The following is a 24,955-nucleotide window of genomic DNA, read 5'->3' as shown; positions in this document are numbered from 1 at the left end:
CCGATGATGAGAACCATCAGTAGATATCGTTGGTGCTGATCAGGCCGCCGGGCATACCGTGGCAATGCCCATGGACCAGCAACCCCTCACCACGATCCGCACCGCGTGGTCGTCGGCGTCACCCGACGACCGCTTCGTCGTGGAGAATCCCGCCACCGGGCAGGTCGTCACCGTGGTGCACGGGGCCGGCACCGACGGGGTGGACCGGGCCGTGCGCGCGGCGCAGGCCGCGCACCTGACCTGGAAACGACGTCCGGCCCGCGAACGCGGCCGCTATCTGCGGCAGATCGCCGACGTCATCCGCGCGCACGCCGACGAGATCGCCGCCCTCGAATCGCGGGAAATGGGCAAGCCGATCACCCAGGCGCGCAATTTCGACGTGGAAGCCGCGATCGGGATCTTCGAGTACTTCGGCGCAATGGTCGAGGTGCTGCCGAGCCAGGCGCGCGACTACGGCCCGGTTTTCGACCTGACCACGCTGGAGCCGTACGGCGTCATCGCCGGCATAGTGCCCTTCAACTGGCCGCCCATCCACACCGCCGGGAAAGTCGCTCCCGCGCTGGCCGTCGGCAACGCCGTCGTGCTGAAACCGCCGGAGCAGACGCCCTCGGTGGTGCTGCGGCTGGTCGAGCTGATCCAGTCGGTGCTGCCCGACCCGGTGGTGCACGCCGTGGCGGGTGGCGGCGAGGTGGGCGCCGCGCTGGCCGAACATCAACTGGTGGGCAAGATCTCCTTCACCGGATCGCCGCTCACCGGTTCGGCGGTGCTGCGCACCGCGGCCGGCAACCTCACGCCGGCGCTGATGGAGCTGGGCGGAAAGAACCCGCTGCTGGTGTTCGAGGACGCCAACCTGCACGAGGCGCTGTTGGCCGCCATCGACGGCGGCTTCTTCAACCAGGGTGAGGCGTGCACCGCATCGTCGCGAATCCTGGTGCAGGACAACATTTATGCCGAATTTGAACGGAAGCTGTGCGCCGCGGTGCGCCGGCTGCGGGTGGGCGACGGCGCCGACCCCGCCACCGACGTGGGGCCCCTGGTCACCCGGGCACAGCGCAAGCAGGTCCTGGAGTACCTCGACATCGGCGTCGCCGAAGGCGCCCGCATCGCCGCCCAGGCTCCGCTGCCGCAGGATCCGCGGCTCGCCGACGGCTTCTACGTCGCGCCGACCGTGCTGACCGGCGTCACGCCAGGCATGCGGGTGGCCCAGGAGGAGATCTTTGGTCCGGTCGTCGCCCTGATCCGGTTCACCGACGAGGCCGAGGCGGTGCGGATCGCCGCCCTATGGACTGGTCGCCGCGGTGTTCACCGCTGACGGCGACCGGGCGCTGCGGGTGAGCCGGCAGATCCGGGCCGGGGCCGTCTTCGTCAACAACTACGCCCGGGTGGCCATCGGCAGCGGATTCGGCGGCGTGGGTCACAGCGGGTTCGGCCGCGAGCACGCCCAGGAGACGCTGGCCGAGTACGGCTACACCAAAACCATCCGCCTGGCCGCCAACCGCGACGAGCTGCCGTACTGGGGCGCGGCCGCCCGAGCCCTCGAAGGATAACCAGATGCGCGTCATCGCCCTCGAAGAGCATTACGCCATAACGGAATTCCTACAAGGCCCGGGCACCTGGCTGGCGTCGCGAGCCGGCATCGTCGAACCCGCCAGCGATCTCGGCGACGGCCGCATCGCGGCGATGGACGAGGCCGGGGTGGACCTGGCCGTGCTGTCGCTGGCGGCGCCCGGGGTGGAGCAACTGGATCCGGACGAGGCGGTGCGGCTGGCCCGGGACTGTAACGACCGGCTCGCGGCGGCGGTGCGGCGCCACCCAAATCGCTTGGCGGGCTTTGCCACCGTGCCTACCAGCGCCCCCGACCAGGCGGCCGAGGAACTCGAGCGCGCGGTGCGCGGGCTCGGCTTCCGCGGCGCGGTGATCAACGGCCACAGCCGCGGCCGCTATCTGGACGACCCGTTCTTCGAGCCCATCCTGGACCGCGCGGCCGCCCTACAGGCGCCGATCTACCTGCATCCGACCATCCCCCCGGCGGGCGTCATCGAGTCGAGCTACGCGGGGTTCGCCGAGCCGGTCACGTTCGCGCTGGCCACGGTGGGCTGGGGCTGGCACATCAACACCGCCACCCACGCGCTGCGCATGATCCTCGGCGGCGTGTTCGACCGACACCCGGCGCTGCAGATGATCATCGGGCACATGGGTGAAGCGACGTCATTCATGCTGCCGCGCTTCGACGCCACGCTGACACCGGAGCTGACCGGTCTGCAACGCCCCGTCAGCTCTTACCTTCGGGAGAACTTTTACTACACGTTCGCCAACTTCAACGACCACGCGACGTACGCGAACCTGGTTGCCCAGGTGGGGATCGACCGCGTGGCCTTCTCCGCCGACTACCCGTTCGGGTCGATGGTCGCCGCCCGCACCTTCCTCGAGAGCCTGCCGCTGTCCGACGACGAGCGGGCCGCCATCAGCCACCGCAACGCCGAAAAGCTGTTGGGCCTCTAGCATCTGGCAATGGATCGGCTGGCCGACGGGTCGGTCACGCGGTGATAAACCTGGGCCATCGGCTCTATATCGATACCTGCGCCAGGGCAGCGACTTTCGCGTCGCGGTGCGTAACCTGAGTGCCGCTAGATGAATCGTCTGGGGAGCGGCGGGTGCGGTTTTCGAAGAATGCGCGGCGAAGCCTGCTCGGTGGTTCGCTGCTGCTCGTAGCCATGATGGCGGGCTCGGAGCTGGTCTCCGGTTGCAGCTCCGTCATCGGGGGCCGACCGGTGGCCTCGCCGGGAGCGGGACCCACCGAACCATCTTTCCCCACACCCAGGTCCACGCCGCCGTCGGCCACCGCCGCCCCGGCCCCGGGCACACCGACCGCGCCGGCGAGCCCGACCAACCCGGCCGGCGCCATCCCGCTGCCGCCCGACGAGAACGGTTACGTCTTCATCGAGACCAAATCCGGTATGACGCGCTGCCAGATCAACAAGGACACCGTCGGCTGTGAGGCACCCTTCACCAACTCCCCGATGCAGGACGGCGAGCACGCCAACGGCGTCAGCGTCAACAGCGGCGGCAAGGTGCAGTGGGTGCTGGGCAATCTGGGCGCCATCCCGACCGTCACCATCGACTACAAGACCTACGCGGCCCAGGGCTGGACGATCGTCGCCAACGCGGACGGCACCCGCTTCACCAACGACCAGACCAAGCACGGCATGTTCGTCAGCGTCGAGAAGGTCAACACGTTCTAAAGGCTCGAAAGCTCAACCGTCCCAGACCAGGCGGCCGTCGGGGCGGCGGCGGGCTCCCGCCGAGGGGCGGTGCGGACTGAGCCGGCCGTCGGGCATCAGGTGCCGCACGGGCACCCCGCGGGCGAGCACCGCCACGTCGGCGATCAGCCGCCGGTGGCAGCGCCACCAGACGCTCTCGCTGCACATCACCGCCGTGGTGCGCCGGCCCGCATCGGCGAGGACCTCGTCCAGCGCCGCGTCGAACTCCGGCGTCCGGGTGTGTGCGGCATACGCGCGGAACGCGGCCACCGTCCACCAGCTGTCCGGCTCCGGTTCTTCGGCCGCGACATGCCGTCGGCCGCCGAGGCGCGGCTCCCACCGATAGTCGATCCCCCCGTGCGGCAGCCAGCACTCGAGGGCCTCGAGCCGCACGTCCGGATTGGTCCGACTGGCCGGGTATCGCCGCACGTCCACCACCAGTGCAACGCCCGCCCCGGCAAGCAACGCCCCCAGCCGCTCCCGGCCGGCCGCCCCGTGCCCCACGGTCAGCAACACCCGCTCCATGAGGACAGCTTGCCCGGGATGGCGAACACATCGCGGGTGACTCGCGCCAACGTGTGTGACCGCGTCTATCAGCACGGCTCATCGGCGGATTCGTATCGCGCAACTGACGGTAACCGCGCCGTCGAGCACCCGAAACGGTTTGCCGCGCAACTAATGCATCAGCGCGTGAAATCTGAAGGCCGGAATTTCCCCTCGAAGAGTTTGTTTTCAATCTCCTCCAGGCTTTTCCCGGTGAGGTCGGGCATGCGGAAGTACACGAAGATCCACGCCGCCACGTTGAACAACGCGTAGAGCCACATCGAGAGCCCGGGCCCGATCGCATTGATGAGCGACAGCATCGTCAGCGTGATGAGCAGGTTGGTTCCCCACAGCGTCGCCGACTGCACGGCGGTGGCCGCCGGTCGCACCGCCAGCGGATAAGTCTCCGAGCCGGTCAGCCAGCCCATCAGCTGCAGACCGCCGGCATTGAACAGCATGAATGCGATCAAGCAGATCACGATGTAGGGAATCACATCGTGCCCGTTGTCGCTGGTCAGGAATAACAGGCCCAATGCGAACAGGCTGATCGCCGCGCCCGGCACCATGACGAGAGTGAGCCGGCGCCGGCCGATCCGGTCGATGATGGCCAATCCGACCAGTTGGGCGATCAGGTATGCCGCACCCAAGCCCACCGACAACTGCAGAGCTACGGACCGGTATACGCCATCGTTGGTTAATATGGTCGGCGAATAATAAATGATCATCTCGATGCCGCTGAGCTGGGTGAACACCGCAATTCCGCAACCTAAAACCAGGGCCGGACGCACCCAGCGGTCGCGCAGCCCGTGCCAGCCCCGGGTGCTGGCCGTGCGTTCGACGCGCGCGAGTTCGGTCGCTTCGTCCAGCTCGGTGCCCACGTCGTAGCCGTCGGGCCGGACATGCTCCAACACGGCTTGCGCAGCTTTTCGATCACCTTGCTTGACCAGCCAGCGCGGACTCTCCGGAAGGCGCAGCAACAGCCACAACATGATTGCGGCGGGCACGCATGCCATTCCGATCGGCCCTCGCCACGAAATGGTGTCCAATGCCCCGACGAGACTGGCGATGAGGACGCCCACCCCAATGGCAATTTGAAAGCACAGCACCAACCGTCCCCGGTGGGCGGGCGGCGAGAGCTCGGCTACATACATCGGTGCCGTCTGCGTCGCCCCGCCGACCGCGAAGCCCAGAACCAACCGCCCCAGCGAGAGCACGACGGCATCCGGCGCGTCGGCACACCACAGCGCACCGATGATGAACACCACCGCCAGCATCAACAGTGTGCCGCGCCGGCCGCGCCGATCGGACAGCCAGCTGCATGTCAAGGCCCCGATGACGGCGCCGAGCAGGATGCTGGCGGCGATGACCTGCTTCCAGCCCGCCGTGATGTTGAAGTCCTCGGTGAGCTGCAATAGAGCCCAGGAGATGACGCCGGTGTCGTAGCCGTAGAGCATGCCTGAGATTGCCGCGACGAGCGCAATGACCACCACGGCGCCTGTCAGTTGTTTTGCGGCTTCCGCGCCGGTGCCAACTGCGCTCTGCGAAGCTTCCGCGTCGGCCTGACCTGCGCTTCCAGCCGACTCCGCCTCAGCGCGGACGGTTAACCACCATCCGCGGTCCGCCGGATCGTCCGCAGCCACTAGCGCAGCTGATCGGCAAGCCGGTCGGTCATCGTCATCATCTCCTTACTGTGTGCGTCGCAACTGTGTGCTCGGGTGTCAAAATCGCTCGCCGCTAATTCCGGAGCTCGAAGTCGCATAACCTGCATCACTGCTGTGCTGGCGGGTGTATTGGTCGCCGGTGCGGTCAAGGCATTCGCGTACCCAGCGGTTTTCCGCTCGGCTTGCGCGTTGGCTGCCCAGGCGCGGCGCTCGGTGCGGGCTTGCCGTTTAACTTCCCACATCGGCGCGGAAAGCGAGCAGTCACAAATTTTGGGTGCGCCACAGCTGATTCAGTCGCGAGTTATATTGTACAAAAACGAGATTCGGCCCGGTGAGAGATTCGGTGAGTGTGTCGGCCGCCACAGTCCGATTGTGGGCGCTTGTGTAGTTGACCTCGCGTAATTCGCGTACAACCAGGTGATCGTGGAACGGCACGAGGTCAGCTCACCCATTGCAGAGGGATACCGGGCTCGAACAAGCGTTGTCAGGTTGATCGTGCAAACGCCCGGGACGGTTGGTCGGCATCGACGAGATCGACACCTCCTGGGCAAAGCCTCGCACCTCCGGCCGGGCGGGCATCAGGAGATTGGCAGGCGAGGTCAGTACCATCGGTGCCGTGGCATCCAACGGCCCACGCGACGACTTCCACAACCGGCCGACCCAGCAAGGCGACTTCGGTGTGAGCGAGCAGCCGCCCACCGGCGAGATTCCGCCGGCCGGTCCCCCGCCGAACCCGCCCCAGGACTTCCAGCAGTACGACGGCGGCGACCCCTTCGACCAGGAGCCCGAGCCGACTCCGTGGTATCGCAAACCGGCGATGCTCATCGCCTGGCTGGTTTCCGTCGCCATCCTGATCGGGTTAATCGTCTTCGGTGTCATCGAACTCATCCACGGACAGAACGGCAGCCACGTCCCCAATACGACGACGAGCACGACGACGACCACCACCACGACACCGACGACGACCACCACCACGACCACCACGACGACGTCCTCGCCCAGCAGCAGCGCGGAAGAGCCCCCGGCGCGGCAGCCGACGCAGCAGCAGCCCACCGGGCGACCGACGCAGCAGCCATCGCATCACCACCATCTGCCGAAGCTGCCGTCGGTGATCACCGTGCCGGGGATGCCGAATCCGGTCACGGTGCCGCCGGGCCTGCGTTAGCGAGTCGGTTATAAATTCCGTCACGGTTGCACGGCAGCGCGCCGGAGAAGCCCTACACTCGCTGCAATCCACGGGTCGCTACGGTGAGGACCACCGTGCGACGGCAACGAAACTGACACAGGGGTGCGGGACATGAGCGAGTCGCTCGGCCTATCAATCGGGGTGGCCAACCTGGTAGCGGCCCGCGCGGGCAGCGCTCCGATCACCCGCAGCTCGGTGCTGACCCTGTTCGAGCAGCGTCCCACCGAAGTTGGCCTGCCAGAAGAGAATCCGAACCTGACCGAGCCCGGCCTGGTGCTGCGTGGGTTCGTGGAACGCGTCGGCGACCGGGCGCCATTGGTGGCGGCCGACGGAACCAAGTACCTGGGTGCGGCGCTGACGGTCGAGGCGATCGAAGCCATGGCCCGGGTGGTCGGCTACGGGTCACCGATCACCATCGCGGTGCCGGCCTATTGGTCCGATGCCCAGTTCGCGGCGCTGCGGGAGGAGTTCTTCGCACAATCGGATCTGGCGCGCGGCGGGGTGGCGCCGATGCTGGTTTCCGACGCCACGGCCGCGCTCGCGGCGCTGCGCGGCACCCCCGGATTCGCGGCCGACGGCGTCATTGCCCTGTGCGACTTCGGCGCCGGCGGCACCACCGTCACGCTGATGGACGCCAGGGCCGGCTTTGCGCCCGTCGGCCCGGCCGCGCGGAACACCGAATTCTCCGGCGATGCGATCGATCAGCTGATCCTCGATCACCTGCTGGCCTCCGACGTCAGCACCGCCATGCTCGGCGGCGCGGCGCGGATCGGGTCGAAGGCCCGCCTGCTCGGCGCCTGTCGGCGCGCCAAGGAGCAACTCTCGACGGCCGCGGTGGGCACCATCGCCGGGGCCTCGGGCGACGGTGCCCACCTGTCCCGCACCGAATTCGAGCAGCTGCTCTCCGCGCCGCTGGACCGGTTCCTCACGTCGGTCGAGGAGTTGTTGCGCCGCAACGGAATTGCGAACGCCGGGCCGAGCGCCGTGGCCATCGCCGGCGGTGGCGCGCACATCCCGCTGCTCAAAGCGCGTTTGTCGCAGCGCTTCGGGGTGCCGGTGCACAGCACTGCACAGCCTGCGCTCAGCGCCGCCCTCGGCGCGGCGGTGCTCGGCCCGCACTACGCCTCGGGCGTCGCCCCGACCGCCGCGGCCGCCGCGGTGGAAACACCGACGGAAATGGTCGGCACCGGCCTCGATATGACCCAGGCCGCGTGGGCCGCTCAGGCCACCGACGTCGACGACGCCCTGGCGTGGTCGCAAGACGCCGACCACGACGAGCCGGTGCCCTACACCGGCCGCGACGCCACCGGCGAGTACGCCAACGAGGCAAGGGAATTCGACGACGCGACCGGCAGCCGCTACGGCACCGCCCCGGGGCCGCTGCCCTGGTACAAACGCACGGCGCTGGTGTTGAGCGTGGCCGGAGCGGGCGCGGCGGTGCTGGTGGCCCTGATCTTGGCGATCGACCTGTTGTCCACCAAGTCCACCCCGGTCGCTCCCACGCCGTCCACCAGCCCGGCACCACCGCAAACGGTCACCATCACCGGACCCGACGACAGCACCACCGTGACCGTGATCCCGGCACCGCCGCCCCCGACCACCGAGGCGCCGGCCACCACCACGACACCCGCGCCGTCGACGACGACCACCACGACCGCGCCGCCGAGCACGACGACCACGACCGCACCGCCCACCACGACGTCGCAGGCCACCACCACCGCGGCGCCGACGACCACCCGCACGCGGCCGCAGCCGCCGATCTTTCATCCGCCGTTCGGGCGCTGACGAGACGAATTGCGCGCGGCCCGCCCAAAGACCGCGACAAAAGGTCATCTAGCGAATTCGGCGGCGCTCATCACTTCGACAAGCGTCACATTGAATGCGCGGGTACTAATCAACAGGCCAGAGGCACCGGTAACTGCCAAGTTAGGGCAGCCTTTCTCGCGCTGAAAGCCGCGGAGATGTAACTATGAGCGGGGCTTAGCAGGCAAATAGGCACAGGCCGAATTTCTATGCATTGGGGAGACCTTCTGTGACAACGCAGATGCTCATCAGGCTGATCGTGGGCATGGGCATGACGCTGGTCGTGGCCGCACTCGCCGCACGGCGTGTCCTGTGGCTGTTCAAGCTGATCACATCCGGCAAGCCGGCGCCCGGGCACGCCGACGAGCCGGCCAAACGCGTCTGGGCTGAGGTCTCCGAGGTCTTCGGGCAGCGTCGCATGCTCAGGTGGTCGATCCCCGGCCTGGCGCACTTCTTCACCATGTGGGGCTTCTTCATCCTGCTCACGGTCTACATCGAGGCCTATGGGCTGCTCTTCCAGGACAACTTCCACATCCCGATCATCGGGCGCTGGGACGCGCTGGGCTTCCTGCAGGACTTCTTCGCCACCGCCGTCTTCCTCGGCATCGCCACCTTCGCCGTCATCCGTTTGATGCGCAGCCCGCGGGAGATCGGCCGCGCGTCACGGTTCTACGGCTCACACACCGGCGGTGCGTGGCTGGTGCTGTTCATGATCTTCAACGTCATCTTCACCTATGTGTTCGTCCGCGGATCCGCGGTGAACAACGGCACCCTGCCCTACGGCAACGGGGCCTTCCTGTCCCAACTGTTCGGCGCCATCCTGCGTCCGCTGGGGCGGCCCGCCAACGAGACCATCGAGACGACGGCGCTGCTGCTGCACATCGCGGTCATGCTGGCATTCCTGATCATCGTGCTGCACTCCAAGCACCTGCACATCTTCACGGCGCCGATCAACGTCATCTTCAAGCGGCTGCCGAACGGCCTGGGCCCGCTGCTGCCGCTCGAACACGACGGCAAGCCGATCGACTTCGAAAACCCGCCGGACGATGCCGAATTCGGCCGCGGCAAGGTCGAGGACTTCAGCTGGAAGGCCATGCTGGACTTCGCCACCTGCACCGAGTGCGGGCGGTGCCAGTCGCAGTGCCCGGCCTGGAACACCGGCAAGCCGCTGTCGCCCAAGCTCGTCATCATGGACCTGCGCGACCACTGGATGGCCAAGGCGCCCTACATTCTGGGCGATAAGGAGAGTCCCGTCGAGAGCACGCCGGAGGGCGGGGTCGGCGAGAAGCTGGCCGGCGAGGAACACGCCGAGGCGCACCATGTTCCCGAGTCGGGCTTCGGCCGGGTCATGGGCTCCGGCCCCGAGCAGGCGGCCCGACCGCTGGTCGGCACGGAAGAGCAGGGCGGGGTCATCGACCCCGACGTGCTGTGGTCCTGTGTGACCTGCGGTGCCTGTGTCGAGCAGTGCCCGGTGGACATCGAGCACGTCGACCACATCGTCGACATGCGGCGCTACCAGCTGATGATGGAGTCGGAGTTCCCCTCCGAACTGTCGGTGCTGTTCAAGAACCTGGAAACCAAGGGCAACCCCTGGGGCCAGAACGCCAGCGACCGGACCAACTGGATCGACGAGGTCGACTTCGACGTGCCGGTCTACGGCGAGGACGTCGACAGCTTCGACGGCTACGAGTACCTGTTCTGGGTGGGCTGCGCCGGCGCGTACGACGACAAGGCGAAGAAGACCACCAAGGCCGTCGCCGAGCTGCTCGCCATCGCCGGGGTGAAGTACCTGGTGCTGGGCACCGGCGAGACCTGCAACGGCGACTCGGCGCGCCGGTCGGGCAACGAGTTTTTGTTCCAGCAGCTGGCCGCGCAGGCCGTCGAGACGCTGGACGGGGTGTTCGAGGGCACCGAGACCGTCGACCGCAAGATCGTCGTCACCTGCCCGCACTGCTTCAACACCTTGGGCCGCGAATACCGGCAGCTGGGCGCGAACTACTCGGTGTTGCACCACACCCAGCTGCTCAACCGGCTGATCCGCGACAACAAGCTGGTGCCGGTCACCCCGGTCTCCCAGGACATCACCTATCACGACCCCTGCTACCTGGGCCGGCACAACAAGGTCTACGAGGCGCCGCGTGAGCTGATCGGGGCCGCGGGGGCGAACCTGACCGAGATGCCACGCCACGCCGAGCGCAGCTTCTGCTGCGGCGCCGGCGGCGCGCGGATGTGGATGGAAGAACACATCGGCAAGCGCATCAACCACGAGCGCGTCGACGAGGCGCTGGCCACCGGGGCCGCGACCGTGGCCACCGCGTGCCCGTTCTGCCGGGTGATGGTCACCGACGGCGTCAACGACCGTCAGGAAGAGGCCGGCCGCAGCGGTGTCGAGGTGCTCGACGTCGCCCAGATCCTGCTCGGGTCCCTCGACTACGACAAGGCGACGCTGCCGGAGAAGGGCACGGCCGCCAGGCAGGCCGAGAAGCGCGCGGCCGAGGCGCCCAAGGCCTCGACGGCCACCGCGACCGCGCCCGCCGAGGCGCCGGCCAAGGAGACCGAGGAAGCGCCCGCCAAGGCGGCCCCGAAGGCCGAGAGCGCGACAGCGCCGGCCGCACCCGTGAAGGGTCTGGGCATCGCCGGCGGGGCTAAGAGGCCGGGCGCCAAGAAGGCCGCGTCCTCCGCCAAGGCGACGGAGGCACCGGCGGAGGCCGGTGGCGAAGCCAAGGCCCCCGCCGCACCCGTCAAGGGGCTGGGCATCGCCGGTGGCGCCAAGCGGCCCGGCGCGAAGAAGGCGGCGCCGGCGGCCAAGGCCGAGGCCCCGAAGGCGGAGGCCAAGTCTGAAGCGGCGGCCCCCGAGGCCGAGACCAAGGCCGAACCCAAGGCACCCGCGGCGCCGGTCAAGGGGCTGGGCATCGCCGCGGGCGCCAAGCGGCCCGGGGCCAAGAAGGCCGCCCCCAAAGCCGAGGCCCCCAAGGCCGAGGCCCCCAAGGCCGAGGCCCCCAAGGCCGAGGCCCCCAAGGGGGATTCGCCCAAGGCGGAAGCTGGAAAGGCCGACCCGGAGCCGGCGCCGAAAGCGGAGCCGGCAAAGGAGACCAACGGCGACGACGCACCGTCGCAGCCACCGGTCAAAGGCCTGGGCATCGCCCGGGGGGCGCGCCCCCCGGGCAAGCGCTGACCAGCGTCTTCGCCGCTGACAGCAAAATTCAGTGGACAGTGATGGCACCATTGGTGGTGTGACCACCCATCAGCTGCCCCTGCACGCGTCGGCTCATCACCGGCCGCAGCGCAGTTTCGCGCAGTCGTCGAAGCTCCAGGATGTCCTGTACGAGATCCGCGGGCCGGTGCACGCGCACGCCGCGCGGCTGGAGGCCGAGGGGCATCGCATCCTCAAGCTCAACATCGGCAACCCGGCGCCGTTCGGCTTCGAGGCGCCCGACGTCATCATGCGCGACATGATCCAGGCCCTGCCGTACGCCCAGGGCTACTCCGACTCGCAGGGCATCCTGCCCGCCCGCCGGGCCGTGGTGACCCGCTACGAGTTGGTCGACGGATTCCCCCGCTTCGACGTCGACGACGTCTATCTGGGCAACGGGGTGTCCGAGCTGATCACCATGACGCTGCAGGCTTTGCTGGACAACGGCGACGAGGTGCTGATCCCGGCGCCGGACTACCCGCTGTGGACGGCGTCGACCTCCCTGGCGGGCGGCACGCCCGTGCATTACCTGTGCGACGAGACGCAGGGCTGGCAGCCCGACATCGCCGACATCGAGTCCAAAATCACCGAGCGGACCAAGGCGCTGGTCGTGATCAACCCGAACAACCCGACCGGCGCGGTCTACACCAGCGAAGTGCTCACCCAGATGGTCGATCTGGCGCGCAAGCACGAGCTGCTGCTGCTCGCCGACGAGATCTACGACAAGATCCTCTACGACCACGCCAAGCACATCAACCTGGCCACGCTGGCGCCGGACATGCTGTGCCTGACCTTCAACGGCCTGTCCAAGGCCTACCGCGTGGCCGGCTATCGGGCCGGCTGGCTGGCGATCACCGGGCCCAAGGACCATGCCAGCAGCTTCATCGAGGGAATCAACCTGCTGGCCAACATGCGGCTGTGCCCCAATGTCCCGGCGCAGCACGCGATCCAGGTGGCCCTGGGCGGCCATCAGAGCATCGACGACCTGGTGCTGCCCGGCGGGCGGCTGCTCGAGCAGCGCGACGTCGCGTGGACCAAGCTCAACGAGATCCCCGGCGTGTCCTGCGTCAAGCCGGCGGGTGCGCTCTACGCGTTCCCCCGGCTCGACCCCGAGGTCTATGACATCGACGACGACGAACAGCTCGTCCTCGATCTGCTGCTGCAGGAAAAGATTCTGGTCACCCAGGGCACCGGCTTCAATTGGCCGGAACCGGATCACCTGCGCATCGTGACGCTGCCGTGGTCCCGCGATCTGGCGGCCGCGATCGAGCGGCTCGGCAATTTCCTCGCCGGCTATCGACCGTAAGGACCGGCGCGGGCGCCTCTACTCTCGACCGGGTGACCCACTCGCACTCGCACAACCTGCCGTCGGGCCCAGCCGCCGTTGACCCGTTGCCCGCCCGGATCGTCGTGGGGTTGTTGGTCGCGATCGGCGTGGCGGTGGCCGTCGGTGCGATCGTGCTGTGGCCCAGCCGGCAGCACGTCGACATCCCGATGCCGCTGCAGAATGCCGCCGGCGGCGCGGTGAGCACACAGGCCGGGCACGTGCTGTCCAGCGCAATGGGCGACTGCGGTAGCCCGTCGGTCAGCCAGGTCCTCACCGGCGCGCCGCAGCCGGCGCCACCCGGCGCGGGACGGTGCGTCCTGACGCGGGTGTCGATCGATTCCGGCCCCAACGCCGGCGCCCAGACGCTGCTGGAGTCCTCCCCCGGCCCAGGGCAACCGAAATTCGCTGTGGGAGACCCTATACGGCTCGTCCGCCAGGTCGACGACCAGGGCGCCACCAGCTACGCGTTCTACGACTTCGAACGTGGCTGGGCACTGGCCGGTTTGGCGATCGCGTTCGCGGTGGTGATCGTGGCCGTGGCGCGGCGGCGCGGGCTGCTGGCGCTGGTGGGCATCCTGGTGGCGTTCGTGGTCCTGGTGACGTTCTTGCTGCCGGCGCTGCGCGATGGCGCGCCGGCGGTGCCGGTGGCCCTGGTCGCATCAGCCGCCATCCTGTACGCGGTCATCTATCTCGCGCACGGGGTCAACCTGCGGACCAGCGCCGCGCTGCTGGGCACCCTGGCGGCCCTACTGTTGGCCGCCGGATTATCCTGGGCGGCAATACAATTGGCTCAGCTGACCGGGCTGTCGGACGAGCAGAACAACACGGTCAGCGCGTATCTGGGCAGCGTGTCGATCGGCGGCCTGCTGCTGGCCGGCTTCATCATCGGGTCGCTGGGTGTGCTCAACGATGTGACGGTGACCCAGGCCTCAACCGTGTTCGAGCTCGCCCTCCTCGGCGGCTCGCGGCGGGCGATCTTCGTCGGCGCCATCCGGGTGGGCCGCGATCACATCGCCAGCACGGTCTACACCCTGGTGCTCGCTTACGCGGGTAGTTCGCTGCCGCTGCTGTTGCTGTTCAGTGTGGCCGACCGCTCATTGACCGACGTGTTGACCAGCGAGAGCGTGGCCATCGAGATCGCCCGCGCCGCGGTGGGCGGCATGGCCTTGGCGCTGTCGGTGCCGCTGACCACGGCGATCGCCGCGGTGCTGGCCAAACCTACTGAAATCGGCTCCGCTCCAACAGGTCCAGCAGATAGCCGCCGTATCCGGACTTGAGCAGGCTGTGCGCGCGTTCGGCCAGTTCCTGGTCGGTGATCCAGCCCCGCCGCCACGCCACTTCCTCGGGCACGCTGACCTTCAGGCCCTGGCGGCGTTCCAGGGTGCGCACGAAGTCACTGGCATCCAGCAGCGAGTCGAACGTTCCGGTGTCCAGCCAGGCCGTGCCGCGGGCCATCACCTCGACCGAGAGCCGGCCCCGGTTCAGGTAGATCTGGTTGACCTCGGTGATCTCGTACTCGCCGCGCGCCGATTTCTTCAGGCCCTTGGCGATTTCGATGACGTCGTTGTCGTAGAAGTACAAGCCGGGCACCGCGTAGTTGGATTTCGGCGTCTTGGGCTTTTCCTCCAGCGACAGGGCCCGGCCGTCGTCGCTGAATTCGACGACACCGTAGGCCGACGGGTTGGCCACCCAGTACGCGAAAACCGCTCCGCCGCTGATGGATTGGAAGCGGCTCAGGCTGGTACCCAGGCCGGGGCCGTAGAAGATGTTGTCGCCCAACACTAAAGCCACCGACTCGTTGCCGATGTGGTTGGCGCCCAAGACGAACGCCTGGGCCAGACCGTCGGGCTCTTCCTGCGTCACGTAGGTGATGTTGACGCCTAATTGCGAGCCGTCGGCCAAAAGCCGCTGGAATCCCGCTGCGTCGTGCGGGGTGGTGATCACCAGGATGTCGCGGATGCCGGCCATCATCAGGGTGGACAGCGGGTAGTAAACCATCGGTTTGTCGTAGACCGGCAGCAACTGTTTGCTGATGCCCGTGGTGATGGGATGCAGGCGGGTGCCCGACCCGCCGGCCAGGATGATTCCGCGCATGGATGGCTCCTAATGGCTTGATGGCCCTAATCGACGGCGTCGGACTCGGTGAGTTCGGTGGCCGCCAGCGCCGAGGCCAGGCTGTCGTGCCGGAACACCGAGGTGACATGGTCGCGGACGACGCGAAATGCCAGCGCGTTGGTGGCCGCCCCCTCGGAGCCGGTCGCTTTCTGTTCGGCGACGACGATGCCGTCGTGCACATACAGCTGGCCGAGCTGTGTGCTCGCCCGTTGCGAGGTGGCCCAGGTGCGCAGCGCCTCGTGGCCCTGCGCGGCCCCGTGCGCGTCGCCCATCTCGATGTCGTCGCTGGACAGCGCGGTCAGCGTCTCGAGGTCCGCGGAGTTGAGGGCGTCGTGCCACGCCAGAACGGTGGCGATCTCCGATGTGGTCATGGTGTGCAAGTTACCGTGCGATCCCTGCACTAGAGAGGCGTACGGTCCAACCAGCGCTCCCACACGCCGTCGTCGCCGAACAGTTCGACGCCGGTGTCGGCCAGTGGCCGCCGGCGCAGGATCGCCAGCAGCAGCTCGGTCGCGCCACCGCGCAGCGCGGCGCTGCCCTTGCCGTGCTCGTGTGACCAGGCGATCCGGCCGTCCTCGACGGTGACCGTCCACTCGCCGGCCTCGCCCAGCCCGGCATCGGTGGCGTGCAGGTGCAGGGTGTCACCCGGCTCGAGCGGAAGCGGCGCCCCCTGGGCGCCCGCCTGGATCGCCACCCGCTCCAGCCATTCGGTGATGCCGTCGGCCGCCACCGCGGCCTCCAGGGTGAATTCGCGGCCCAGCGCGATCGCCGCGTCGGCCCGATGCGCCGCGACCTCGTGCAACCGGCGCCGGACCCACCAGTTCGCCGGGCGTGACCCCAGAAACGTCCAGACCGGGGTTTCGACCCCGGTCAGTTCGACGGCATCGATCAGCCGCTGGGCGCCGCCGTGCAGCCAGGCGATCGCGCCGGCGGGATCCGGAGGCGGCTTGCCACCTTCCACCGTGCGGGGATCGAGGTAGCTGTCGAGTTTTTCGCGCACGATCTGCGCCGCCCAGCGGTCGCCGCGCCCGACATGGCGGAACAGCTGCCGTAGGGTCCAGTCCGGGCAGGTGGGCACGGGCGTGGACTCGTCGGCATCGTGAAAGAGCTCCGCGAAGGCCCGGTTCTCGTCGAGGAATTTTCCGGCATAGTCCACGCGGGTCAGGCTACTCGCCGGGCCCGCGTGCCTTGCGGTGACGGCGGCGCGCACTGCAGACTTGTCGTCGACGTCCGGCTCGTCGCGGCGCGCCGACAGCCCGGCCCGCCGAATGCCGTTGTCCCCGAGAGGTGCTCATGCCCGATGCCACTGCGAGCCTTCCGGTCGCCCGCACGGCGATCCGCGAGTTCTGGGAGCGTGAAGGTTCGCAATACGATCAGCGGGCCGCGCACGGCATCTCCTCGGAGCCGGAGCGTCGACGTTGGCTGGACGCCCTGAGCCCGATCCCCCCAGCCTCCCGCGTGCTCGACGTCGCCACGGGCACGGGCTTTGTCGCGCTGTTGCTGGCCGAGCTCGGCCACGAGGTGAGCGGCGTCGACGCATCCGAGGCCATGTTGGCGCACGCTCGCGCCAAGGCCGCCGACGGGCGGATCGCGGTCACGTTCGTCGAAGGTGTCACCGAAAAGCTGCCGTTCGCCGACGCCAGTTTCGACGCCGTGACTGCCCGGCACTTCATCTGGACCGTGCTCGAGCCGCAGAAGGCCTTCGCCGAATGGCGCCGGGTGCTTTCCCCGGGCGGGCTCGTGATCGCCGACATTTCGCTGAATCCGCAAGTGGCGGGTCATCACTACGCCGAGGACGTCGCGGCCAGCCTGCCGTTTCGTGAAATCCCCGATCCGGCACCGGTTGTCGACGCGCTGCGCTCGGCCGGGTTCGACGACGTCGACGTCGAGTTCCGCGACGACGGCGGCGAGTACCCCCGCGCGGTGCTGCGCGCCCGGGCATAACCGGCTATCCCTTGCGCCGCAAGCTAATTGATGTGGTGGCGGTTAGGCGCCGGCGCCCGAAGGCGAATCTTTTGCGTTCAATCTGATTCCAACCGTCGTTAACCGCGGTAAAACGGCGCTGAGCTGGGCGGGCGCGCCGGATGACCCACACGACGGGAAAGACTGCGGTCGACCGCGACCCGACACCGCAACGAAGATGGGGCGCGCGGGCGATCGTCGTCGCTGCGATCTCTGCGTGCCCCACTCGCGCCGCTCATTTCGCCCGTCACGGCGGTTTGCGCGTGAACCCGGCCGGCCGACCATCGGAGACCCCAATGACGATCGCAGCACAGGAAAGCACCGAGCTTTCGGGGCGGCCCGGCGGCGAGGAAGCCGGGCCCGGCATGCGCAGGGTGGCCCTGGCCAGCCTCGCCGGCAGCGTGCTGGAGTGGTACGACTTTTTCCTGTACGGGTTCGCGGCCACCCTCGTCTTCGGTCCGCTGTTCTTCCCGCGCGCCTCCCCGACGGCCGGAGTGCTTGCCGCACTGGGCACTTTTGCCGTCGGGTTCGTCGCCCGGCCGCTGGGCGGGGTCTTGTTCGGGCATCTGGGTGACCGCCTCGGACGCAAGAAGATGCTCGTGGCCACGCTGTTGATCATGGGGATCCCGTCCTTTCTGATCGGACTGCTGCCCAGTTACGCCGCGATCGGCTGGGCGGCGCCCGCCTTGCTGGTGTTGTTGCGTTTCCTGCAGGGCGTGGGGCTTGGCGGTGAGTGGGCCGGGGCGGTGCTGGTGGTCACCGAGACCAGCCCACGACGCAGGAGCGGCTTTTGGGGATCGCTGGTGCAGACCGGCTCCGCCGTGGGTCAGGGCCTGGCCACCGGATCGCTGTTCATCCTGGCGTCGACGCTGAGCGAGCACAGCTTCGTGACCTGGGGCTGGCGGGTGCCCTTTGTGTTCGGCCTCGCGCTCGGTGTCGTCGGCCTGTTCATCCGGTTGCGGGTGATCGAGTCACCGGAGTTCACCGCGTTGCGCCGCAGCGGCGAGCTGTCACCGTTCCCGTTGCGCGAGGCGGTTCGTCAGCACGGTCGCACAATGTTGATCTGCTTCGCGGTCTATCTCGGCGGCGTGACGGTCCCGTTCTTCATCGAGACCGTGTTCCTCACCGGCTACGGCACCAAAACCCTTGGCCTGCCGTCATCTTCGGTGTTGCTGGGCATCTCGGCCGTGCACGTCACCGTGTTCTGGGCGTTGACCGTACTGGGCGGTTGGCTCGCCGATCGCGTCGGCGCCAACAACGTGATCCGCGGCGGCCTGCTCGCACTGCTCACGCTGCCCGCGGTGGGGCTGCTGGCCGTGCTCGCCGCCTCGTCCACGCTGCCGTCGCTACTGATAACCGAGGTGCTGATCGGAGCGCCGCTCTGGGTCATCTGGGGCGCGCTGCCCAAATACCTCGCCGATTCCTTCCCCGCCCGGGTGCGCTACACCGGGATGTCGTTGTCCGGCCAGAGTTCCACCATCATCGGCGGGCTCATTCCGCTGCTGCTCACCTCGGTGGTGGCCCACGTCGGCGGGGCGTTGTGGCCGGTCGCGGTGACCACCACCGCCGTGGCGGCGCTTGGCGTGCTGGGCCCGATCATCGGGCCTCGGCGGCCACCAGGGCTCGCAACTCCTCCACATCGCGACCCTGGGCGATCCCCAGCGTGACCAGCAGCCGCGCTCGGTGCGGCGACAGACCCGGAGCCAACACCGCCCCGCGGGCGGCCAGCGTGGCGCCACCGCCCGGATAGCCGTACCGGCCGGCCACCAGGGTGTCGGCCGCGCGTGTCGTAATGACGACCAGCACGCCGCGCTCGAGCAGCGCCGCGGCGGCCGCCGCCTGGGCGGGCGGCAGATTCCCGGCGCCGTTGGCCGCCACCACCACCGCCGGGTGCGTGGCACCGGCCGCCGTCAGAAGCGCGCCGTCATCGCCCAGCGCGGCGACGACGATCGGCGCCGGGCGAACCGGGCCACCCGGCGGGCCGTAGGCGTTCCCCCGCGGCGGCAGCCGATGCCACCGCACCTCACCGTTGCCGACGATGCCCAGCGACCCGCGGCCCGGCGCGTCGAAGGCGTCACGTGCCAGCCCGGAGATCTTCACCGCCTCGCGGCCGGAATAGATGCGGCCGCCGAACACCACGGCCGGGTCGACCAGCGCGGGGTCGGCGGCGACGGCCCGGGCGTCGGCGAGGTTGGCGGGGCCGTCGCTGTCCGGGCGCGCACCGGTGACCATGGAGCCGGTGACCACAACGCGAATCGGCCACTGCGCCCGATAGGACAGCCATGCCGACACTTCTTCGATCGAGTCAGTGCCGGTGGTGACGACCACGCCGTCGACGCCCTGGTCAACCAGGCGGTCCAGGGCCGCGACAAGTTGTTCCAGGATCGCGAAATCGATCTCGGACCCGCCCAGCACCGCGACGTCCAGGGCGCCATCAAAACCCCCGGCCCGCGTGGCCAATTGGGCAGCACCGGCGGCCGGAATCGCGCCCTGCGCGGTCTCTTCCATGGAGATGGTCCCACCCAGGCCGACCAAGTGGACTGTCATTGCGCCCCCCGTAACGGTGCCGGGTCGATGATGGATCGATAGTCGGGTAGGACGGCGTCGCCGGGGATACGCCCCAGCGCCTGCGCCCAGTGCGCGCGGTCCGCCAGATCGGCCGGCAGATCAGAACCGAGATCGGTACGAAACACGAACTCGCGCAGCACGCCGGTGACCAGGCGCTCATCGAGCTTCATGGCCCGCGCGACCGCGGACACCGCAGCCGGGTCTTGAGCGCTCAGCGGGCCGTCGGCGCGGTGGATTGCCTCCAGAAACTTGGATAATTCGAGTTTCTTCGTGGCTACCGTGTTTTCGTTCGCCAGATACATGCTGTGTTGGTTGTACTTAGGTGATCCTTGCAATTCGACTGAGTCGCCATGCAATTCATCGACAGCCTTGGCGAGCTCGGGCTGGAACACCGCAACCACGTCGACATCGTGGTTGGCGATCGCCGATGGGATTTCGCCGGGTCCGGTTTGGATCAGTTGGGAGTTGATGGCGCTCGCGGCGAACCCGGCCTGGGAGAGGAACTTTGTCGCGAAGTAGTGCGCGCTGCTGCCCAGTGGGACCGCGATGCGCCGCCCGGCCAGGTCTGCTATCGAGTTCACTCCGGCCGACTTGCGCGCGATGAAACGGCCGCCGTCCCATCGTGACCCGTCCGCAACGATCCGCAACCGGGTGTTCTTCAGCGCCGCCGCTGCGGTGGGGACGTCACCACCGCTAGCGACGTCGACCGCGCCGCCGACGAGGGCCTCCAGGGCCGCCGCGCCGGTTGGGAACGGAACCACCTTGACCTTCACCCCGGCGCCGGTGAAGTAGCCCAGGTCTGCGGCCACCGGCACCTGCGACCAGCAAGGGTCGACCACCCACGCCAGGGTGAGTCGGCCCGCGTCCGACGGTCCCGCTCCTGCGCACCCAGACGACACGGCGCAGGCGAGTATCGCCGCGGACACCAGCGCAACCAGCGGGAAACGTTGCCCCGTCATGGCTTGGCCTTGCATGTCGCAATGATCGCGGGAGCGGGTCGCAGTTGATCGTGCAGCTGACGGCGCAGCGCCGGGTAGCCGGCGAGCTCGGCCAGGGCACCCGACGGGCGCGCCCGCGGCAATGGGTTGTCGATCTGATCGAGCAGGACGCCGTGCTGATTCATCACGACTATCGACGAGGCGATGCGCACCGCCTCGTCGACGTCGTGGGTGACGAAGACGACGGTGGTTCCCGATCGCCGCCAGAGCTCGACGACGAGGTCCTGCATTTGCGAACGGGTGAGCGCATCCAACGCGCCGAAGGGCTCGTCCATCAGCAGAACTTCCGGATTGCCCGCCAGGGCGCGGGCGATGCCCACGCGTTGGCGCATGCCGCCGGAGAGTTCGTGCGGCAGCCGGCCAAGCAGCGATGGAGAAAGCCCCACGTCCTCCAGCAATTCGACGGTGCGCTTTCGGCGTTGCGCGCGTGGCACTTTCGCCGCACGCAGTGCGAACCCGATGTTGGTTTGCACCGACGCCCAAGGGAACAGCACGTCGCGTTGGAACACCACGCCGCGTTCGGCGCCCGGTCCGGCCACTGGCGCACCGTTGAACCGCACCGCACCGGCTACGGGTCGCACGAAACCGGCGATGGTATTGAGCAGCGTGGATTTCCCACATCCGGACGGACCCAGGAGCGCGAGGAAGGATCCGCCGTCGACCACCAAGTCGACGTCGCGCAGCACCGGTGTTGCGCTACCCCGGTAGCTGACGGTCAGTCCGGATACTTCGATGCGCCCGCCTTTCACGCTTGTTCTGTCGCCCAGCGCACGTGCCGCCGGGTGGCGCGGTGGAAGACCTGGTCGGTGAGCGCCCCGACGATCCCCAATGCGGCCAGACACGCGAACAACCGGTCGGGCTGGCTGAACAACCGCGACTGGTCCAAGCGGAAGCCCAAACCCTCTGTCACACCGGTTTGTTCGGAGGCGACGATCAACGTGAGCGACATCGCGATACCCTGGCGTAGACCGGTCAGGATGGACGGCAGCGCCGACGGTAACACCACCCAACCGAACACCTGGCTGCGGGTGGCGCCGACCGATGCGGCCACCCGGAGAAAATCCGTGCGGGTCGCGGCGATGCCGGCATGAGAGTTGACCCAGACCGGAAAGAACACACCCACGGTGGTGAGGAAGAGTTTCGACTCCTCGCCGATCCCGAACCAGAGGATGGCCAGTGGCACCAACGCGATCGCGGGGATGGGCCGCAATACTTGAATGACCGGCTCCAGCAGTGCTCGTGCGGTACGACTGGTCCCGGTCAGCGCCGCGACCACGACCGCAACCGCCGAGCCCAGGGCGAAGCCGGACAATGCGCGCCGGAAACTGGCGGCACCGTCGGCTAACAGCGTTCCCTGATCGCCCATCTGGCGCGCGGCCTTTATCACGGCCTCCGGTGCGGGCAGCAGACTGGGCGAGAAGATGCCGGATCGTGCCGCGACTTCCCACCCGGCGACGATGACAACCAGGCTCAGGCAGGCTAGCAGTACCGGAAAGCGGCCGCCCGATACCGGATTCAGCCGGCCGGCACGACCGGCAGGACCGCGGCCATCAGGCGGCACCGAAGAACTCGCCCTCTAAGGGCTCCGATCGGCGTCCGTCGGGCCCCACCGGGATATCGCCGACCAGCGTGATGCGGTGCAGCACCCGCTCCTGGCCGAGGTGCTCGTAATCGCGCGGGGCGAGGTGCAGCGTAGCCCGATTGTCCCAGAACGCAACGCTTCCCGGCTCCCACTTGAACCGGACCGAGTATTCCGGCCGCGCGATCTGCTCGAACAACAAGTCCAGAACATACCGGCTTTCCCGCGGTGACAGGTCGACGATCGCCCGGGTGAAGAACTGATTGACGTAGACCACCTTCTCGCCGGTCTCGGGATGCACCCGGACCACCGGATGGATCGACGCCAGCGGATTGCTGCGCACCAGGTCGCCGATCTTCGCGGCGCTGCGCTCGAAAGACAACGTGGCGCCGAACCGGTGCTCGGCGCGCAGCCCGTCGATGAATCCACGGATCAACGGCGAAAGGCCTTGATAGACGGCCGCGACATTGGTGAACAGCGTGTCACCGCCGTAGGGCGGGACCACTTCGGCGCGCAGTATCGAATGCGACGGCGGGTTGATCAGAGGTGTCACATCGGCATGCCAGTTGGGGCCGTTCCAGCCCTCCTTGTGCCGGTACTCCGAACCGTACCGGCGATCGTAGGCGGCCGGTGACACGGTATGGATCTGCGGGAAACCCTCGGGCGCGGAATCGCCTTCGTAGGGATGGGCCGGCGTGACCTCGCCGAATTGGGCACCGAACGCGATCTGCGCGGCGTGGTCGAGGTCCTGGTTGCGGAAGAACACCACCTTCCACTTGTGCAAGGCCGACCGGATGACGGCCTTCTCCGCTTCGCTCAGCGGCGCGGACAGGTCGACGCCGTCGATCACGGCTCCTGTCCACCCCGACAGCGGAACGACTTCGACAGTGGTTTCGGTGGCAGCGGTCGTCGTCAAATCACACAATCCTGTCACGAATCGAAAATGCATGCGGTATAGCCCTTTTGAAGGCTATCGACAATGCGACCGTCGGCAAGCGTTTCTAATCGTGCTGAAGCAAAACCCGCAGTGCTTGCCGCTACGGCCGCGGCGCGCCCAGGCGGTACAGCCGCCAGCCCGCCCGCTGCCAGCGGGCGGCGTCCAGGCAGTTGCGGCCGTCCACGATGACGCGGGCGCGCACCCGGTCGGCCAGGTCATCGGGGTCCATGTCGACGAACTGGCGCCATTCGGTGAGCACCAGCACCGCATCCGCGCGGTCGCAGGCCTCTTCGACCGAGACCGCATAGTTCAACGTCGGGAACAGGCGCTGCGCGTTGTCCAGCGCCTTGGGATCATAGACGTTGACGGCGGCGCCGTTGAGCTGCAGCTGGCCGGCGACGTTGAGCGCCGGTGAGTCACGCACATCGTCGGATTCGGGTTTGAAGGCCGCACCGAGCACGGCGATGTTGGCGCCCAGCAGAGAGCCGCCGCAGGCCGCGCTGGCCAGTTCCACCATCCGGGTGCGCCGACGCATGTTGATGCTGTCCACCTCGCGCAGGAACGTCAGCGCCTGGTCCGCTCCCAGCTCACCGGCGCGCGCCATGAAGGCGCGGATGTCCTTGGGCAGGCAGCCTCCGCCGAAACCCAAACCGGCATTGAGGAATTGGCGTCCGATCCGGGCGTCGTAGCCGAGCGCATCGGCCAGCAGGCTGACGTCGGCGCCCGCCGCCTCGCATACCTCGGAAATGGCGTTGATGAACGAGATCTTGGTTGCCAAAAAGGCATTGGCGGATACCTTGACCAGCTCCGCGGTCTGCAGATCCGTCACCAGGAAGGGCACACCGGCGTCGAGCAGCGGACCGTACAGCTCACGAACGACAGCCTCGGCCCGCGACGAATTTGGTTTGATGCCCAGGACGATCCGGTCCGGGTTGAGGGTGTCCCGCACTGCGTAGCCTTCGCGCAGAAACTCCGGATTCCACGCGATTTCGACGTCGACCCCGTGCGGCGCCAGCGCCGCGGCCCGCTGGTTGAGCTCGGCGGCGGTGCCCACCGGAACGGTCGACTTGCCGACCAACACCGCCGAGGTCGTCAACCGCGGCACCAGCGCATCGATGACGGCGTAGACGTGGCGCAGATCCGCCCCGTATTCGCCCTTCTTCTGCGGCGTGCCCACGCCCAGGAAGTGCACATCGGCGAAGTCGGCCGCCATGTCGTAATCGGTGGTGAACCGCAGCCGACCCGCGGCCAGGTTCTCCTTCAACAGCTTTCGCAGGCCGGGCTCGTAGAACGGGATGTCGCCCCCGGCGAGCTTGGCAACCTTGCCCGGGTCGATATCGATGCCGAGCACATCGTGTCCCAGTTCCGCCATCCCGACCGCGTGGGTGGCACCGAGGTAACCCGTGCCGAACACGGTGCATCGCATACAACCGGTGTAGGTGGTCGCCATGAGCTAATTGCATCGCGAGGTTGAGCGGCAGGCAAACGGCAGATGACGGGTCGCCGGCGGTGAGACGTGGCGATCGCGAGCGCGGCGCAGCCGGGCGCAGCGGGTCGCCACCAGTGAGATGCGTGGCGATCGCGAGCGCGTGCGACTAGGGCGTGTCTGGCAAAGATTTTGGATGTTGTGCCCGAGGCTTGAGTCATGTCGCGGTTTCAGTTGCTCACCGATGCTCAGTGGTCGTTGATTGAAGATTTGCTTCCGACTCGGACAGGCAAGCGGGGCAGGCCCTTTCAGGATGCCCGCTCGATGGTCGAGGGCATTATTTATCGGTACCGGTGTGGGATCGCCTGGCGAGACGTGCCCGGGGCGTTCGGGCCGT

The 24,955-nt window shown here is 68.1% G+C and carries 23 protein-coding genes; 12 read left to right on the top strand and 11 right to left on the bottom strand.

Going from position 1 to position 24,955, the window contains the following annotated elements:
* The first annotated feature begins 70 nt into the window (after nucleotides 1–70).
* From BST14_RS09155 to BST14_RS09145, 4 genes are all read left to right on the top strand, one after another.
* Nucleotides 71–1,312, top strand: a complete 1,242-nt coding sequence (locus BST14_RS09155) for an aldehyde dehydrogenase family protein (protein ID WP_281252798.1) — start codon at nucleotides 71–73, stop codon at nucleotides 1,310–1,312.
* Nucleotides 1,299–1,547, top strand: a complete 249-nt coding sequence (locus BST14_RS31385) for an aldehyde dehydrogenase family protein (RefSeq protein WP_281252797.1) — start codon at nucleotides 1,299–1,301, stop codon at nucleotides 1,545–1,547. Before BST14_RS09155 ends, BST14_RS31385 begins: the two co-directional genes overlap by 14 nt.
* Nucleotides 1,548–1,551: 4 nt before the next feature.
* Nucleotides 1,552–2,502 (top strand): amidohydrolase family protein, encoded by a 951-nt coding sequence (locus tag BST14_RS09150; RefSeq protein ID WP_083064193.1) that lies wholly within the window; start codon nucleotides 1,552–1,554, stop codon nucleotides 2,500–2,502.
* 152 nt (nucleotides 2,503–2,654) lie between these two features.
* Nucleotides 2,655–3,242, top strand: a complete 588-nt coding sequence (locus BST14_RS09145; RefSeq protein ID WP_083064192.1) for a hypothetical protein — start codon at nucleotides 2,655–2,657, stop codon at nucleotides 3,240–3,242.
* Nucleotides 3,243–3,254: 12 nt separating this feature from the next.
* Here the strand turns inward: BST14_RS09145 and BST14_RS09140 are convergent, their stop codons facing one another.
* Both BST14_RS09140 and BST14_RS09135 read right to left on the bottom strand, forming a co-directional pair.
* On the bottom strand, nucleotides 3,255–3,776 hold the full coding sequence (locus BST14_RS09140; RefSeq protein WP_083064256.1) for a DUF488 domain-containing protein: 522 nt from the start codon (nucleotides 3,774–3,776) through the stop codon (nucleotides 3,255–3,257).
* Between the two features lie 167 nt (nucleotides 3,777–3,943).
* Nucleotides 3,944–5,443 carry a sugar porter family MFS transporter gene (locus BST14_RS09135; protein ID WP_083064191.1) on the bottom strand — a complete coding sequence of 500 codons (1,500 nt, stop codon included), beginning with the start codon at nucleotides 5,441–5,443 and terminating at the stop codon, nucleotides 3,944–3,946.
* 637 nt (nucleotides 5,444–6,080) lie between these two features.
* Between BST14_RS09135 and BST14_RS09130 the strand changes: the two genes are divergently transcribed.
* From BST14_RS09130 to BST14_RS09110, 5 genes are all read left to right on the top strand, one after another.
* Complete coding sequence (locus BST14_RS09130; protein WP_083064255.1) at nucleotides 6,081–6,629, top strand: hypothetical protein; 549 nt, start codon at nucleotides 6,081–6,083, stop codon at nucleotides 6,627–6,629.
* Nucleotides 6,630–6,761: 132 nt separating this feature from the next.
* Nucleotides 6,762–8,435, top strand: coding sequence for an Hsp70 family protein (locus BST14_RS09125; RefSeq protein WP_083064190.1), 1,674 nt, complete (start codon nucleotides 6,762–6,764; stop codon nucleotides 8,433–8,435).
* Between the two features lie 247 nt (nucleotides 8,436–8,682).
* Nucleotides 8,683–11,628: a (Fe-S)-binding protein gene (locus BST14_RS09120; RefSeq protein ID WP_211280685.1), complete on the top strand. Its 2,946-nt coding sequence runs from the start codon at nucleotides 8,683–8,685 to the stop codon at nucleotides 11,626–11,628.
* A gap of 31 nt (nucleotides 11,629–11,659) precedes the next feature.
* Nucleotides 11,660–12,952 (top strand): pyridoxal phosphate-dependent aminotransferase, encoded by a 1,293-nt coding sequence (locus tag BST14_RS09115; RefSeq protein ID WP_083064188.1) that lies wholly within the window; start codon nucleotides 11,660–11,662, stop codon nucleotides 12,950–12,952.
* A 32-nt stretch (nucleotides 12,953–12,984) separates the two neighbouring features.
* Nucleotides 12,985–14,250: a YibE/F family protein gene (locus BST14_RS09110; protein ID WP_083064187.1), complete on the top strand. Its 1,266-nt coding sequence runs from the start codon at nucleotides 12,985–12,987 to the stop codon at nucleotides 14,248–14,250.
* Here the strand turns inward: BST14_RS09110 and rfbA are convergent.
* Genes rfbA through BST14_RS09095 form a run of 3 tightly spaced genes read right to left on the bottom strand, consistent with a single transcriptional unit; the run spans nucleotide 14,192 to nucleotide 16,244 of the window.
* Entirely contained in the window at nucleotides 14,192–15,067 is an 876-nt protein-coding gene (gene rfbA / locus BST14_RS09105; protein WP_083064186.1) for a glucose-1-phosphate thymidylyltransferase RfbA, read from the bottom strand. The two genes, BST14_RS09110 and rfbA, sit on opposite strands and share 59 nt — an antisense overlap.
* A 26-nt stretch (nucleotides 15,068–15,093) precedes the next feature.
* On the bottom strand, nucleotides 15,094–15,459 hold the full coding sequence (locus tag BST14_RS09100; protein WP_083064254.1) for a nuclear transport factor 2 family protein: 366 nt from the start codon (nucleotides 15,457–15,459) through the stop codon (nucleotides 15,094–15,096).
* A gap of 29 nt (nucleotides 15,460–15,488) precedes the next feature.
* Complete coding sequence (locus BST14_RS09095; protein WP_083064253.1) at nucleotides 15,489–16,244, bottom strand: maleylpyruvate isomerase family mycothiol-dependent enzyme; 756 nt, start codon at nucleotides 16,242–16,244, stop codon at nucleotides 15,489–15,491.
* A 137-nt stretch (nucleotides 16,245–16,381) separates the two neighbouring features.
* Here BST14_RS09095 and BST14_RS09090 point away from each other — a divergent pair, with 137 nt between their 5' ends.
* Together BST14_RS09090 and BST14_RS09085 are read left to right on the top strand one after the other, a co-directional pair.
* A complete protein-coding gene (locus BST14_RS09090) occupies nucleotides 16,382–17,032 on the top strand; it encodes a class I SAM-dependent methyltransferase (protein WP_083064185.1) in 651 nt (216 codons plus the stop codon).
* A gap of 314 nt (nucleotides 17,033–17,346) precedes the next feature.
* Nucleotides 17,347–18,717, top strand: coding sequence for an MFS transporter (locus tag BST14_RS09085; RefSeq protein ID WP_245845346.1), 1,371 nt, complete (start codon nucleotides 17,347–17,349; stop codon nucleotides 18,715–18,717).
* On the opposite strand, the gene BST14_RS09080 is transcribed toward BST14_RS09085, so the two are convergent.
* The 6 genes from BST14_RS09080 to BST14_RS09055 form a co-directional block, all read right to left on the bottom strand.
* Nucleotides 18,647–19,597 (bottom strand): asparaginase, encoded by a 951-nt coding sequence (locus BST14_RS09080; RefSeq protein ID WP_083064184.1) that lies wholly within the window; start codon nucleotides 19,595–19,597, stop codon nucleotides 18,647–18,649. The two genes, BST14_RS09085 and BST14_RS09080, sit on opposite strands and share 71 nt — an antisense overlap.
* Nucleotides 19,594–20,577 (bottom strand): ABC transporter substrate-binding protein, encoded by a 984-nt coding sequence (locus tag BST14_RS09075; RefSeq protein WP_158085860.1) that lies wholly within the window; start codon nucleotides 20,575–20,577, stop codon nucleotides 19,594–19,596. The genes BST14_RS09080 and BST14_RS09075 overlap by 4 nt, the downstream gene beginning before the upstream one ends.
* Nucleotides 20,574–21,365 (bottom strand): ABC transporter ATP-binding protein, encoded by a 792-nt coding sequence (locus tag BST14_RS09070; protein ID WP_083064182.1) that lies wholly within the window; start codon nucleotides 21,363–21,365, stop codon nucleotides 20,574–20,576. Before BST14_RS09070 ends, BST14_RS09075 begins: the two co-directional genes overlap by 4 nt.
* Nucleotides 21,362–22,177, bottom strand: a complete 816-nt coding sequence (locus BST14_RS09065; RefSeq protein ID WP_083064181.1) for an ABC transporter permease — start codon at nucleotides 22,175–22,177, stop codon at nucleotides 21,362–21,364. The genes BST14_RS09070 and BST14_RS09065 overlap by 4 nt, the downstream gene beginning before the upstream one ends.
* Nucleotides 22,167–23,111, bottom strand: a complete 945-nt coding sequence (locus tag BST14_RS09060) for a TauD/TfdA dioxygenase family protein (protein WP_083064252.1) — start codon at nucleotides 23,109–23,111, stop codon at nucleotides 22,167–22,169. The genes BST14_RS09065 and BST14_RS09060 overlap by 11 nt, the downstream gene beginning before the upstream one ends.
* Before the next feature lie 121 nt (nucleotides 23,112–23,232).
* Nucleotides 23,233–24,558, bottom strand: a complete 1,326-nt coding sequence (locus BST14_RS09055) for a UDP-glucose dehydrogenase family protein (RefSeq protein ID WP_083064251.1) — start codon at nucleotides 24,556–24,558, stop codon at nucleotides 23,233–23,235.
* A gap of 219 nt (nucleotides 24,559–24,777) precedes the next feature.
* Between BST14_RS09055 and BST14_RS31665 the strand changes: the two genes are divergently transcribed.
* Nucleotides 24,778–24,955 (top strand): transposase (locus tag BST14_RS31665; RefSeq protein WP_142279208.1); only part of this gene is annotated, 178 nt, incomplete at its 3' end.

The organism is Mycobacterium arosiense ATCC BAA-1401 = DSM 45069 (assembly GCF_002086125.1).
Classification (GTDB): Bacteria; Actinomycetota; Actinomycetes; order Mycobacteriales; family Mycobacteriaceae; genus Mycobacterium; species Mycobacterium arosiense.
The sequence above is the reverse complement of the archived record's forward strand: the minus strand, read 5'-3'. Positions and strand labels throughout refer to the sequence as shown.

Excerpts from the sequence above, each read along its gene's own strand:
- BST14_RS09100 (WP_083064254.1), bottom strand. The coding sequence starts at position 15,459 with ATGACCACATCGGAGATCGCCACCGTTCTGGCGTGGCACGACGCCCTC.
- rfbA (WP_083064186.1), bottom strand. The coding sequence starts at position 15,067 with ATGCGCGGAATCATCCTGGCCGGCGGGTCGGGCACCCGCCTGCATCCC.
- BST14_RS09125 (WP_083064190.1), top strand. The coding sequence starts at position 6,762 with ATGAGCGAGTCGCTCGGCCTATCAATCGGGGTGGCCAACCTGGTAGCG.
- BST14_RS09075 (WP_158085860.1), bottom strand. The coding sequence starts at position 20,577 with ATGACGGGGCAACGTTTCCCGCTGGTTGCGCTGGTGTCCGCGGCGATA.
- BST14_RS09155 (WP_281252798.1), top strand. The coding sequence starts at position 71 with ATGGACCAGCAACCCCTCACCACGATCCGCACCGCGTGGTCGTCGGCG.
- BST14_RS09055 (WP_083064251.1), bottom strand. The coding sequence starts at position 24,558 with ATGCGATGCACCGTGTTCGGCACGGGTTACCTCGGTGCCACCCACGCG.
- BST14_RS09080 (WP_083064184.1), bottom strand. The coding sequence starts at position 19,597 with ATGACAGTCCACTTGGTCGGCCTGGGTGGGACCATCTCCATGGAAGAG.
- BST14_RS09085 (WP_245845346.1), top strand. The coding sequence starts at position 17,347 with ATGACGATCGCAGCACAGGAAAGCACCGAGCTTTCGGGGCGGCCCGGC.
- BST14_RS09150 (WP_083064193.1), top strand. The coding sequence starts at position 1,552 with ATGCGCGTCATCGCCCTCGAAGAGCATTACGCCATAACGGAATTCCTA.
- BST14_RS09090 (WP_083064185.1), top strand. The coding sequence starts at position 16,382 with ATGCCCGATGCCACTGCGAGCCTTCCGGTCGCCCGCACGGCGATCCGC.